The following is a 12,389-nucleotide window of genomic DNA, read 5'->3' as shown; positions in this document are numbered from 1 at the left end:
GCTGGCCGGGGGGGCCGAGGCCGGCGGCCTCCAGGGCGGCCAGACACCGTGCCCGGGTGAGCCGGCCGCCGCCGGCCAGGGCCGCCCCCAGCACGTCGACCGCCCGGTCGGCGTCCGCCTCGGTCAGCCCGAGCTGCGCCCGCCGCCGCGCGGGCGGGCGCCGTCGTGCCGTCGCGGCCCGCCACCTCCGCCGGGGAGCGGAGGGTACGCCCGCCCGGGCACCCCGTGATCGCCTCCGTATGATGCTTGCCCTAGAGCAAGTTTCCCGGAGGATGATCATGTTGGTGGCGCCCGGTCAGGTGTCTCGTGCGCTGCGTGAGGCCCCGCCCGACCAGGTGGCGGAGGCGGCGGACCTGGCGATCCGGTCCGCGCTGGGTGCAACGCGTACGGACGTCTTCATCGCCGACTACCGGATCAGCGGGCTCTGGCCCGTGCTGGACCCGGATCTGCCCGACGGAGGCTTCCTCGCCTGCCACGGCGTGGCCCAGCGCTGCTTCAGCAGTCAGCAGCCGGTGCGCGACGTCGACGACGCCGGGCGGTGCCGGCTCTACCTGCCGCTGTCGGTCTGGGGCGAGCGGATCGGCGTGCTCCTGGTCGAACTGCCGGGCGGGGCCGATCCGGCGACCGTCGACCGCGCCGTGGACATCGCCGGCGACCTGGCGGTGGCGTTGCGGGCGGCGGACCGGGACACCGACCGGTACCGGCAGGTCCGCCGGCGGGAGCGGCTGAGCATGGCCGCCGAGATGCAGTGGGAGCTGCTGCCGGGGCGCAGCGTCAGCCACCGGGCGTTCCAGCTGGCCGGCCAGCTGGAGCCGGCCTACACCGTGGGCGGTGACCACTTCGACTGGTCCGTCAACGGCGACCGGCTGGCGGTGACCGTGCTCAACGGCGCCGGCATCGGGCTGCCGGCGGCGGTGCTCACCGCGGTCACGGTCAACGCCTTGCGCAACGCGCGCCGCTCCCGGGGCAGCCTGGTCGAGCAGGCCGAACTCGCATCCGACACGGTCTTCTACCAGCACCGGGGTCGCCGGTACGTGGCCACGCTCCTGCTCGAACTGGACACCGTCACCGGCCGGGTCCGCGCGGTGGACGCCGGCTCCCCGCACCTGCTGCGCCTGCGCGGCGGCACGGTCACCCCGATCGACCTGGAGCAGCAGCTGCCGCTGGGCATGTTCGCCGACGCCCGTTACGACGTCCAGGAGTTCGACCTGGAGCCGGGGGACCGGCTCTTCGTGGTCAGCGACGGGGTCTGGGCCGCCGATCCCGGTGAACAGGGCGCGTACGGCGAACGGGCGATGGCGCGGTCGATGCGGTCCACGCGGTTGCAGCCCCCGGCCGAGGCAGTTGGTACGGTGATGCGCGAACTGCACGCCTATCACGTGGATGCCGATCTGCGCGATGACGCGGTCGTCGTCTGTCTTGACTGGCGCGGTTCGGGCGGTCGGAACGGCAGGTGAGAGCCGTAGCCGCGACGGCCGAGCACGATCGGGACAATCGCAGGGGACATCGGGTGGAGCGACCTCCGAATCTCGCCGCGGCGATCGACGCGGCCGCCGAGGCGCTCATCGGTGTGCTCGACTCCGCCGTCTCCCGGCATCAGCTGGCCGTCTCGCCGACGCAGCTGCGCGTCCTCTCGTTGATCAGCACCCGGCCCGACACCAACGTCAACCGGCTGGCCGAGCTGCTGAACGTCGTGCCCTCCTCGGCGAGCCGGCTCTGCGACCGGCTGGAGGCCATCGGTCTGCTTCGTCGGGTCGTCGATCCCCGGGACCGGCGGGAGGTGCGGCTGGTGCCGACCGCCGCGGCCGAGTCGCTGCTGCGGGAGTTGCAGGAGCGCAGGCACCAGGCGGTGCAGTCGGTGCTGGACCGGATGCCCGGCCGGGTGCAGCACGACCTGCTGCTCGCCCTGCTGGCCTTCGGACACGCGGCCACGACCACCGCCACCGCCGAGCCCAGGGCCGAGTCCTCGGCGCGCAGCGCCTGAACCCCACCGCCACCACGGCGGGGGCGTTGGGGGCGGCGGCCGACGTCAACCCGATCCACTAGTGTCCTAGGACGCCTTACGGGTGGTGACCCGCCCCACAGAGGGCGAACAACGGGCACGAACCGGACCCGGCGGGCCCGGGAGAGCGGGCGACGGCCCGATATAGTGGCAGCGCAGTCAGCCGGCCCGCGGTGTCGACACCGCGGGCCGCATCAGGCGGAGGTCCCGTCCGGGGATCGCAGGGGCGCCGGCGTCAGCCGGCCGACAGTGCGCACGTCCCTCCATGACGCCCGGCCTCGGCCGGGTGGGCGGAGCGCGTCGCGGAGGAGGTTCGGTGTCGCGTCGGCCGGCTCGGGCAGAGCATCCGGGGGCCTCCGGCGGCACCGGCGAGCCGGCCGCGGGGGACCGCGTCCTCACCCTGCCGAACCTGATCAGCTTCGTCCGGCTGCTCGGCGTGCCGCTGTTCCTCTATCTCCTGCTCGTCGCGCGCGCCGACGTGGCCGCGGTCGTGGTGCTGGCCATCGGCGGCACCACCGACTGGGTCGACGGTTGGATCGCGCGCCGGCTGCACCAGGTCAGCCGCCTGGGGGAGCTGCTCGACCCGCTCGCCGACCGCCTTTACATCCTCGCGACGCTGGTGGGGTTCACCGCGCGGGGCGTGGTGCCCTGGCAGTTCACCGCGGCGCTGCTGGCCCGGGAGGTGCTCCTGCTCGGCTCGCTGGCGGTGCTGCGCCGCTACGGCTACGGCCCGCCGCCGGTGCACTACGTGGGCAAGACCGCCACGTTTTTGTTGCTGGCCGCGTTCCCGATCCTGCTGCTCGCCGCGGCGGTGCCGGGGGCCGCCGCGGTGGCCGGGGCGATCGGCTGGGGTCTGGCCTGGTGGGGTCTGGTGCTCTACTGGGTGGCCGGCGCGCTCTACGTGGTGCAGGCGAGCCGGCTGGTCCGGGCGACGCGGTCCGGGGGAGCGTCGGCATGACGGGCACGCCGCGCGACGGCCGGGAGCGCCCCGAGCGGGTGTACGCGCCGGACTTCCTCACCGAGCTGCTCCGCAACCCGCTGGACCCGGGGTACGGCGACGCGGCGGCCCGGCGCCGGGAACGCCCGGCCGACTCGTCCTCCGGGTGGCGGCAGTGGCCGGCGCGCTCGGTGAGCCTGGTCGTGGTGGTGGTGCTGGGCTTCCTGTTCGCGGTGGCGTACCGGCAGACGCTGGAGGACGAGCCGGGGCGCAGCCAGGCGCGGTCCGGGCTGGTCGCCCAGATCAAGCAGCGCGAGACCGAGACCGACCGGTTGTCGGAGCGGGCCGACGAGTTGCGGGCGGAGGTGGCCCGGCAGCGGGAAGCGGCGTTGAGCGGCTCGGAGGCGGCGCGGTTGCGCAACCTGGAGGCGGGCACCGGCCTGGGGCGGGTGCGCGGTGACGGGGTGGTGGTGCGGCTGGCGGACGCGCCGGTGAATCCGGATGCGATGCCCGGTGCCGATGTCGGTCCGCCCCGGGTGATCTACAGCGACCTGCAGGGGGTCGCCAACGACCTGTGGAGTTCCGGTGCGGAGGCGATCGCGATCAACGGGCAGCGGCTGACGTCGATGTCGACGATCCGTTCGGCGGGGCAGGCGATCCTGGTGGACTTCCGGCCGGTGACCGGGCCGTACGAGGTGTCGGCGATCGGTCCGGATTCGATGCGGGATCGGTACGAGGACAGCCGTAGCGCGTTGACGATGCGGAAGGTGGCCGAGGACACCGGGTTGTCGTTCGCCATCCGGGAGGCCGAGGACCTCACCCTGCCGGCCGCTCCGGAGCCGCGGCTACGCTACGCGGAGCCCTCGGCGAGTCCGACCCCTTCGCCGTCGGGCGCCGACCGTTCGGTCAGTCCCGGGCCGTCCGGCTCGAGGACGTCTCCCAGCCCCTCCGGAGGTGGTCGATGATCGCGGTGCTGGCGTTGCTCGCCGGCGTGGTGCTCGGGGTGTGGCTCGATCCCACGGTCCCCGCGGCGTTGCAGCCGTATCTGCCGATCGCGGTGGTCGCCGCGTTGGACGCGGTGTTCGGCGGGGTGCGGGCGAAGCTCGACCGGATCTTCGACGACAAGCAGTTCGTGGTGTCGTTCATCTCGAACGTGTTGGTGGCGGGTCTGATCGTGTATCTGGGTGACCAGTTGGGGGTGGGCGGTCAGCTCTCCACCGGTGTGGTGGTCGTGCTCGGGGTGCGGATCTTCGGAAACGTGGCGGCGATCCGTCGTCACCTGTTCCGGGCGTAGGTTTGTGGTGATGAGCAGCGAGGAGCACACCGAGACGGGCACCGGTTGGCCGCAGCCGGCGGGTCCGGTGCGGCCGTCGGGTCCGGCCGGGGAGCCGGATCCGCGTCCGGAGGCCCCGGATCCGGACGAGTTGAGCCCGTTGGCGCCGGAGGCTGTGCCCGGGCGCGACGAGTCGTCGGACGAGGGTGGCGACCGGGTCGACGAGTCGGCGACGGTGGATCTGAGCCGAGCTGCCGTGGATGTCGACGGGCCGGATGCGGGCGCGTCGTCGCAGGGCGACGGGCCGCCGGTGGGTGGGTCGTCGCGGGCGCGGGTGAGTTCGGCCGGGGTGATGATCGCGGTGTTGCTGGCGTTGTTGGGGTTCACGCTGGCGACGCAGTTGAAGACGACGTCGACGGATCCGACGGTGGCGGCCACCCGGCAGGAGGACCTGGTCCGCATCCTCTACGACCTGAATTCGCGGGAGGTCCGGCTGCGGCAGGACATCGCGACGTTGGAGGAGAGCCAGCGGCAGTTGCGCTCGGGTGAGCAGGGGCGCCAGGCGGCGTTGGAGGAGGCGACCCGGCGGGCCGACGAGTTGGGGATCCTGGCCGGGACGCTGCCGGCGACGGGCCCGGGGTTGGCGGTGCGGTTTCAGGCGGGGGAGAAGCCGATTTCGGCGTCGCGGGTGCTGGACGCGGTGCAGGAGTTGCGGGGCGCGGGCGCGGAGGCGATGCAGATCTCCGGTGGGGATCGGGCCACGGTGCGGGTGATCGCGTCGACGTACTTCCTGGACGGGGAGGGCGGTTCGTTGGTGGTGGACGGACGTCGGTTGACGGGTCCGTTCACGATCACGGTGATCGGTGATCCGGCGACGATGCGTACGGCGCTCAACATTCCCGGCGGGGTGGTCGCGTCGGTTGCGGGCGACGGCGGTACGGTGATCGTCGAGGATCGTGAGGCTGCCGAGGTTTCGGCGCTGCACGCGCCGATCAAGCTGGAACACGCCCGTCCGGTCTCCTGACCGGCGCGGCCGGCACCGGGCTTCCGGTGTGACGATGGATGAAGGACGCGTCTGGTGATTCCTGAGGATCTGCGGTACACCGCCGAGCACGAGTGGGTGGCGGGTGACGGCGGCGGCACTGTCCGGGTCGGCATCACGCACTTCGCGCAGGACGCCCTGGGTGACATCGTGTACGTTCAGCTGCCCGATGCCGGTGCGGTGGTGGCGGCCGGTGAGTCGTTGGGTGAGATCGAGTCGACGAAGAGCGTGTCGGAGATCTACGCGCCGCTGAGCGGTACGGTGGCGGCGCGCAACGAGGCGCTGGCCGACACCCCTGAGGTGATCAACACTGATCCGTACGGTGCGGGTTGGTTGGTGGAGATCACCCTGGACGATCCGGCGGCGGTCGACGGGCTGCTGTCCGCGGGCGCGTACCGCGAGCTCACCGAGAGCTGAGTGCGTCCGATCCGGCGTGTCGGGTTGTCTCCGCGCGTCCGGTTGCCCTGCATTTCGGCGCTGGCTAGGCTCGCCCAGTCGACCGAGAAACCGATAGTTGAGCGTTGCGGAATTGCCTTCCCTGGCACGGGGAGCCAGCCGCCGGGTGTTCGAGTGCCCGGCGGCCAGACCCGCCATTACCCGACGCCGACCGAACAGATCCGTGAGGTGGTCCCATGACGCGCCCAGACGACGAGTTCCCCCCACTCGACGTCACTTCGACGCTCAATCTCGGTTCGCTCGACGAAGTGCTGGAAGGGCCGGACACCGATGTGGTGCCGAGCCGGATGTCCGGTTCGTTGCCGCCGGGTATGGCGTTGCTGGTGGTTCGACGCGGTCCGAATGCGGGTGCCCGGTTCCTGTTGGACCACGATGTGACGACCAGTGGCCGGCACCCGGACAGTGACATCTTCCTCGACGACGTGACGGTGTCGCGGCGGCACGCCGAGTTCCACCGTGACGGTGGCACGTTCACGGTGCGGGACGTGGGCAGCCTGAACGGCACGTACGTGAACCGGGAGCGGGTCGAGGCGGCCACGTTGAGCAATGGTGACGAGGTTCAGATCGGTAAGTTCCGGGTGGTGTTCATCGCCGGTCCGCGCCCGGAGGAGGAGGCCGGCCGGGGGTGAACGAGCCTGCGGCCTCCACGCCGCCCGGGGCGGCCCGTAGCCAACCGCTGATGAGCATCGGCGAGGTGCTGGGCCAGTTGCGGGTGGATTTTCCGGACACGACGATTTCGAAGTTGCGGTTCCTCGAGGCCGAGGGTCTGGTGGAGCCGCAGCGGACGGCGGCGGGGTACCGGAAGTACAGCTGGGACGACGTGGCGCGGTTGCGGTTCGTGCTGACCGCGCAACGGGACCAGTATCTGCCCCTGCGGGTGATCCGTGAGCAGCTCGCGGAGTGGGACGCGGCCGATGCCGCGCCGGGTCGGCAGCGGCCGACGTTGGTGGCGGTGGGTCCGGGTGGTGAGGTTCCGGGGCGGGCGTCGGAGGAGCCGGCCGAGTCGCCGCAGGTGCGGCTCGGCCGGGTTGATCTGGTGGCGCGCAGTGGGATCGACGAGTCGACGCTGGGCGAGTTGGAGCGGCTCGGTGTGGTGGTGTCGGATCCGCCTGGTTGGTACGACGCGGATGCGTTGATCATCGCGCGGGCGGTGGCGGGTCTGGCAGCGTACGGGTTGGAGCCGCGGCACCTGCGGGGTTACCGGACGGCTGCGGACCGGGAGGTCGGTCTGTTCGCGCAGTTGGTGGCGCCGTTGGTGCGGCAGAGTGATCCGGCGGCGCGGGCGCGGGCGGCGGAGACGGCGCGGGAGTTGGTGGCGTTGTCGCAGCAGTTGCACGCGGCGTTGGTGCGGGTGGGGTTGCGGTCGACGTTGGGTCGGTGACCTCGTCGTGGGTTGTGGGAAAGATCTGCCCCGGGAAGCGTGTCGTAGGCTTGCCGGGGTAACCCCTTTCTGGCGCGGGCGTGGTGCAGGTAGCGCATGGGACGGCCGTGTCGCGGTCCGTGTACCGTGCAGGAGAGGGCGCGGTGCGGCGTAGGTGACAACGACACGGAGGCGGCGGTGCGCGAGCTGAGCGTGGTCGGAGTTCGGGTGGAGCTGCCCAGCAACCAGCCGATCGTCCTGCTCAGGGAGGTCGAGGGGGACCGCTATCTGCCGATCTGGATCGGCGCGGTCGAGGCGACGGCGATCGCTTACGAGCAGCAGGGGGTCAAGCCGGCCCGGCCGCTGACCCACGATCTTCTGCGGGACGTGTTGGCGGCGTTGAAGGCGCCGTTGCGGGCGGTGGAGATCACCGAGCTCAAGGAGAACGTCTTCTACGCCGATCTGTTGATCGGTGACGGGGTGCGGGTGTCGGCCCGGCCCAGTGATTCCATCGCGTTGGCGTTGCGGGTCGGTGCGCCGATTCGTTGTGCCGAGCAGGTCCTCAGCGAGGCGGGGATCGTGATCCCCGACGAGCAGGAGGACGAGGTGGAGAAGTTCCGCGAGTTCCTGGACCAGGTGCGTCCGGAGGACTTCGCCGGCTGAGTGCCGCCGCCGGGTGGGTGTCACTGTGGGTGACCCATCGGGGCGTTGGGTGATCTTTCCTGTTGCCGCGCGGCGTGTCGCGACGGCTCCTGCAGGGCAACCTGTGAAGGCCGCTATAGGGTTGCCGTGTCGAGGGGTGCACGTCCCGGAAACGACGTGTCACCGCACTGGCGGGGAGGTTGTCCGGATGCACGAGCCGCGAGATCCCGATCCGGGTACGGAGCTGGACGAGCCGGGTGTGGCGCCGCCGGTGTCGGCGACTGAGGGTGACGGCGCGGTGGGCTACCGGGGTGTGACGGCGTGCCACGCGGTGGGGATCAGCTACCGGCAGTTGGACTACTGGGCCCGGACGGCGCTGGTGGTGCCGAGCGTGCGCGACGCGTCGGGTTCGGGGACGCAGCGGTTGTACTCGTTCCGGGACCTGGTGGTTCTCAAGGTGGTGAAGCGGCTGCTGGACGCCGGGGTGTCGTTGCAGAACATCCGCAAGGCGATCGAGGCGCTGCGCTCGCGTGGGGTGGAGGATCTCGCCGGCATCACGTTGATCTCCGACGGCACGACCGTGTACGAGTGCCGGTCGCCGGAGGAGGTGGTCGACCTGTTGCAGGGTGGCCAGGGGGTGTTCGGCATCGCGATCGGTGGCGCGTTCAAGGAGATCCAGGGTTCGTTGTCGCATCTGCCGGCGGAGCCGGCGACGCCGGTGACGGGTGACGCGGCGGTGCCGTCGGCGGCGGATCCGGTGGGTGACGAGTTGGCGGCGCGTAGGGCGCGGCGCCGGGCCGGCTGAGGCGGCTCTTCCGGGCGGCGGTTGCTGCCGCCGAGGGTCCGTGCCGCAGGGCGTGACGCGCCCGGTGCCGTCCGTTGTTTGACGTGACGCAGCGTCTCGTGCGGCGGGTCGGCCGACGTGTCGTGTGCTCCGGGGCCGGTGCTCCCCGCGGGGCGGGGTGAGTCGTGCCGGGGAGAACCGGTGGGGTTGGTGGCCGGGCTTGCGCGGGTGGGCTGTCCGTGGTGGTCAGCCGTGGGTCAGGTCGGCACGGGTGCCGCAGGCAGTCGCCCAGAGGCACCGTCCATGATGGAGCGCCGCGACCACGCCCGCCGGTGCCGTCCGGTGACGCGGCGTGCCGATTGTCTTGCGCTGGGTCGATGCCCTGGACGGACTTCTGTCACCCTGCGTGGTCGTTTGTTGTCGGGAATCCGATAGGGCGGCGATGACCGGAGCCGCGCGACACGCTATGGTCCGACACGCGGTTCCCCTGGTGCCGGCATCACCGCGGAACAAGGACGTCGCGTGCCAGCGGACCGTGTGCCCCTCCGCGCCGACCCCGCGCGCCCCCCTCTCCACCCGGAAGGAACGACCCGTGACGGTTACGGAAGAAACCACCCCCACGTCCCACTACGAGCGCATCGGTGGCGCCAGTTCGGTCAAGGCCGCCGTGGAACTGTTCTACGACAAGGTGCTCGCCGACCCGGAGCTCGCCGGCTACTTCTCCGATGTGGACATGGTGGGTCAGCGCCGGCATCTGGCGTTGATGCTGACCGTGGTGCTCGGCGGCCCGAACGAGTACGCCGGGCGCGGCCTCGCCGAGGCGCACCAGCCGCTGAACATCCCGCTGGAGCACTACGTCAAGGTGGGCGAGCACCTGACCGCGACGCTGGTCGAGCTGGGTGTGCCGGCCGACGTCGTCACCGCCGTTCAGGGTGTGCTGGCTCAGGTGCAGGACCAGGTGGTGGCCGGCGGTAACCCGGCGGGCGCCTGATCGTGGATGTCGCCCGGCTCAAGCAGAGCTGGTCCCTGGTCACCGCCCACGGTGACCAGGTGCCGCTCTATTTCTATTCGACGTTGTTCCTGTCCCATCCCGAGACCCGGCAGATGTTCCCGACGAACATGGCGGGTCAGCGCGACCGGCTGGTGACGGCGTTGGGGCACATCGTGTCCAACGTGGACCAGGTGGACCGGCTCGTCGGGTTCCTGCAGGACCTCGGCGCCGACCACCGCAAGTTCGCGGTGCGCGCCGAGCACTACCCGGCGGTGGGAGAGGCGCTGCTGGCAACGCTGCGGCACTTCCTCGCCGAGCAGTGGACCGAGGAGTTGGCCCAGGACTGGGCCGGCGCGTACGGGCTGGTCGCGAAGGTGATGTCCGAGGCGGCGCAGGCCGCCGAGGCGGTCAACCCACCGTGGTGGGTGGCCGAGATCGTGGGCCACGAGCGGCGCGGGTTCGACGTGGCGGTGCTGACGTTGCGGCCGCAGTACCTGCTGCCGTTCACCCCGGGGCAGTCAATCGGGGTGTCGCACCCGGCGGTGCGGTCCTGGCGGTACTACTCGCCGGCGAACGCGCCGCGCGCGGACGGCACGCTGGAGCTGCACGTACGGGCCGCGCCGGGCGGCGCGGTCTCCTCCCGGCTGGTGTACGGGTGCTCGGTCGGCGACCAGGTCCACCTGGCCGCACCGGTGGGTGACCGGCTCACCCTGTGGTCGGCCGGGCCGGCGGATCTGTTGCTGCTGGCCGCGGGTACCGGCTGGGCGCCGGTGAAGGCGCTGGTGGAGCAGGTCGCGGCGGAGGGTTCCCGGCGCAAGGTGGACCTGTACGTGGGGGCCCGCTCGCGCACGGAGTTCTACGACACCGACGCGATCGACAAGTTGGCCTCGTCGTACCCGTGGTTGACCGTGACGTACGTGGTCGGCGCGGACCTGCTGCGTCCGGGGGACTTCACCCACCCGGTGGACCGGGCGCTGTCCGACGGCGACTGGCGCTCCCGGCACGTCTACGTGTGCGGTTCCGACGAGATGGTGTCCCACTCGGTGACGGCGTTGACCCGGGCCGGCTACCACGCCGGTCAGCTGCACCACGAAGGGCTCGGCAAGCACTGGTACGGCCCGGCGTGGCGAACGGCGGTGGAGCAGGCGTCGGCCCCTGACAATCCCGGAGGTACCCGGTGAGCGCGAGGAGTGAGCTTGCGAGCCCCGAAGTCGCGAACGAAGGCGGCCCGGTGAGCGCGAGGAGTGAGCTTGCGAGCCCCCCAGTTTCCAACGGAAGGCGGGCCCGGTGAGCGCGACCCCGATCAGCAGGTACGACGGCCGGCAGGTTGCCGGTGGTGTGCAGGTCCGGATGACCGCCGACCGGGTGCGCCGGTGGGAGTTCGGCACGGCGTCGTTCACCCGTCGCGGCTACGACAACGCCGACGTCGACCGGTTCCGCCTGCAGGTGGCCGACGAGTTGGACCTGCTGGCCGCCCAGATCGCCAATCTGCGGGCGGAGAACGAGCGCCTCAACGACCACGTGGAGCTGCACCGGCACGGGGTGATCCCCAGTGCTCCGGCGGCGTCGCCCACGCCGGCGGCGAAGGAGGTGAACCTGCTCTCGGCGGCGCAGCGTGAGGCGGAGCAGATCATCGCGCAGGCCCACGACTACGCCCGCCGGGTCGCCGAGTACGCCCGGGTGCAGTACGAGAGTTACGTGCGGGCGGCGGCGGAGGAGGCCCGGCAGGAGGCGGAGCGGGCGGTGCAGGACTACCGTTCGACGGCTGGTCCGAACTTCGACGACGGGGTGGCCGCCCGGGAGGCGCTGCGGATCTACGGCGAGATGATGATCTCGCACATGCAGGCGGCGGCCCGGCACCTCGACGACGGCAGTGAGCACCTGGCGCGGACGATGGACCGGCTGGTCCGGGAGGTTAGCGCGCCGGCCGTCGGCGCCAGCGCCGGTGCCGCGCAGGGCGCACTGCCCCGGCACGGCCAGCGCTGACCGTGCGCCCGGGTGGGACGCGTCTCAGCGCGTCCCACCCGGGGGCATGCGGACATGGGCGCGGACCGGCGGGTCAGCCGGTGGTCACGGCGTGCACGGCGTCGGCGATGGGGGTTTCCCCGTCGACGAGTTCCAGGGTCGCCCCGGCGGAGGCCGGTGCGTAGAGCAGCGCGACCAGGACGCGGGCGACGTCGGCGCGGGTGACGGCGCCGCGTCCGACGTGCCGGTCCAGGGTGATCCGCCCGGTGGGCGGGTCGTCGGTGAGCCGGCCGGGCCGCAGGACGGTCCAGTCGAGGTCGCGGGCGGTGAGGTCGTCCTCGGCGGCCTTCTTCGCCCACAGGTACGCCGCCCACACCTCGTCGGTGCCGGGCGCCGGGGCGTCCTCCACCCCCATCGAGGAGACCAGCAGGTAGCGGCGTACGCCGGCGGCCTGGGCGGCGTCGGCGAGCAGCACGGCGGCGCCCCGGTCGACGGTGTCCTTGCGGGCGGCGCCGCTACCGGGGCCGGCGCCGGCGGCGAAGACCACCGCGTCGGCGTCGGCGAGGTGACCGGTGAGCTCGTCGACGCCGGTGTGTTCCAGGTCCGCCACGACGGGATGGGCGCCCGCGGCGGTCAGCGCGGCGGCGTGATGGGGGTTGCGGATCAGGCCGACGGCGGTGTCGCCGCGCCCGGCGAGCTCCCGGTGCATCAGCTGGGCGATCTTGCCGTGTCCTCCGGCGATGACGACGCGCATACCTGCCAACCTAGCCGCCGGGCCGGGCCCGCGCCGCCGGTCACCGTGACCGCCGCAGGCGCACCTGCCGGTTCCGCCGCCGACCGCCCGCCGGCACCGGGCCACCGCTCTGCCGGCACCGAAGCACCGCCCCGCCACCGCCCCGCTGCGGCGCCCAGCCACGGGCTACCGGCGCCCAGCCAC

At 72.2% G+C, this 12,389-nt stretch carries 15 protein-coding genes; 14 read left to right on the top strand and 1 reads right to left on the bottom strand.

The window, feature by feature from the left end:
• Nucleotides 1-278 precede the first annotated feature (278 nt).
• The 14 genes from NCC78_RS17915 (at nt 279) to NCC78_RS17850 (ending at nt 11,473) form a co-directional block, all read left to right on the top strand.
• Nucleotides 279-1,457 (top strand): PP2C family protein-serine/threonine phosphatase, encoded by a 1,179-nt coding sequence (locus NCC78_RS17915; protein ID WP_250795769.1) that lies wholly within the window; start codon nt 279-281, stop codon nt 1,455-1,457.
• 53 nt (nt 1,458-1,510) lie between these two features.
• Nucleotides 1,511-1,984, top strand: coding sequence for a MarR family transcriptional regulator (locus tag NCC78_RS17910; RefSeq protein WP_250795768.1), 474 nt, complete (start codon nt 1,511-1,513; stop codon nt 1,982-1,984).
• Nucleotides 1,985-2,318: 334 nt separating this feature from the next.
• Nucleotides 2,319-2,960 (top strand): cardiolipin synthase ClsA, encoded by a 642-nt coding sequence (gene clsA, locus NCC78_RS17905; protein ID WP_250795767.1) that lies wholly within the window; start codon nt 2,319-2,321, stop codon nt 2,958-2,960.
• The gene (locus NCC78_RS17900) at nt 2,957-3,904 is read left to right on the top strand and encodes a DUF881 domain-containing protein (protein WP_250795765.1); all 948 of its coding nucleotides are present in this window, start codon (nt 2,957-2,959) and stop codon (nt 3,902-3,904) included. Before clsA ends, NCC78_RS17900 begins: the two co-directional genes overlap by 4 nt.
• Nucleotides 3,901-4,233 (top strand): small basic family protein, encoded by a 333-nt coding sequence (locus tag NCC78_RS17895; protein WP_007460356.1) that lies wholly within the window; start codon nt 3,901-3,903, stop codon nt 4,231-4,233. The genes NCC78_RS17900 and NCC78_RS17895 overlap by 4 nt, the downstream gene beginning before the upstream one ends.
• Before the next feature lie 10 nt (nt 4,234-4,243).
• The gene (locus NCC78_RS17890) at nt 4,244-5,236 is read left to right on the top strand and encodes a DUF881 domain-containing protein (RefSeq protein WP_250795764.1); all 993 of its coding nucleotides are present in this window, start codon (nt 4,244-4,246) and stop codon (nt 5,234-5,236) included.
• A 54-nt stretch (nt 5,237-5,290) separates the two neighbouring features.
• A complete protein-coding gene (gcvH, locus tag NCC78_RS17885; RefSeq protein ID WP_250795763.1) occupies nt 5,291-5,671 on the top strand; it encodes a glycine cleavage system protein GcvH in 381 nt (126 codons plus the stop codon).
• A gap of 215 nt (nt 5,672-5,886) precedes the next feature.
• The gene (gene odhI, locus NCC78_RS17880; protein ID WP_007071101.1) at nt 5,887-6,339 is read left to right on the top strand and encodes an oxoglutarate dehydrogenase inhibitor Odhl; all 453 of its coding nucleotides are present in this window, start codon (nt 5,887-5,889) and stop codon (nt 6,337-6,339) included.
• Nucleotides 6,340-6,389: 50 nt separating this feature from the next.
• On the top strand, nt 6,390-7,091 hold the full coding sequence (gene ftsR, locus NCC78_RS17875) for a transcriptional regulator FtsR (RefSeq protein ID WP_250795762.1): 702 nt from the start codon (nt 6,390-6,392) through the stop codon (nt 7,089-7,091).
• 177 nt (nt 7,092-7,268) lie between these two features.
• Nucleotides 7,269-7,733 carry a bifunctional nuclease family protein gene (locus tag NCC78_RS17870; protein ID WP_200214433.1) on the top strand — a complete coding sequence of 155 codons (465 nt, stop codon included), beginning with the start codon at nt 7,269-7,271 and terminating at the stop codon, nt 7,731-7,733.
• A gap of 187 nt (nt 7,734-7,920) precedes the next feature.
• Nucleotides 7,921-8,517 carry a MerR family transcriptional regulator gene (locus NCC78_RS17865; protein ID WP_250795761.1) on the top strand — a complete coding sequence of 199 codons (597 nt, stop codon included), beginning with the start codon at nt 7,921-7,923 and terminating at the stop codon, nt 8,515-8,517.
• A gap of 571 nt (nt 8,518-9,088) precedes the next feature.
• Nucleotides 9,089-9,487 (top strand): group I truncated hemoglobin, encoded by a 399-nt coding sequence (locus NCC78_RS17860; protein WP_250795760.1) that lies wholly within the window; start codon nt 9,089-9,091, stop codon nt 9,485-9,487.
• Nucleotides 9,488-9,489: 2 nt separating this feature from the next.
• Complete coding sequence (locus NCC78_RS17855; protein WP_250795759.1) at nt 9,490-10,668, top strand: globin domain-containing protein; 1,179 nt, start codon at nt 9,490-9,492, stop codon at nt 10,666-10,668.
• A 106-nt stretch (nt 10,669-10,774) separates the two neighbouring features.
• Nucleotides 10,775-11,473: a DivIVA domain-containing protein gene (locus NCC78_RS17850; protein ID WP_250795758.1), complete on the top strand. Its 699-nt coding sequence runs from the start codon at nt 10,775-10,777 to the stop codon at nt 11,471-11,473.
• A 73-nt stretch (nt 11,474-11,546) separates the two neighbouring features.
• On the opposite strand, the gene NCC78_RS17845 is transcribed toward NCC78_RS17850, so the two are convergent.
• Nucleotides 11,547-12,206, bottom strand: a complete 660-nt coding sequence (locus NCC78_RS17845; RefSeq protein WP_250795757.1) for an NAD(P)H-binding protein — start codon at nt 12,204-12,206, stop codon at nt 11,547-11,549.
• Nucleotides 12,207-12,389: the final 183 nt, after the last annotated feature.

It is taken from the genome of Micromonospora phytophila (assembly GCF_023656545.1).
Taxonomy (GTDB): Bacteria; Actinomycetota; Actinomycetes; order Mycobacteriales; family Micromonosporaceae; genus Micromonospora; species Micromonospora phytophila.
This window is presented reverse-complemented; position numbering and strand designations above follow the sequence as displayed.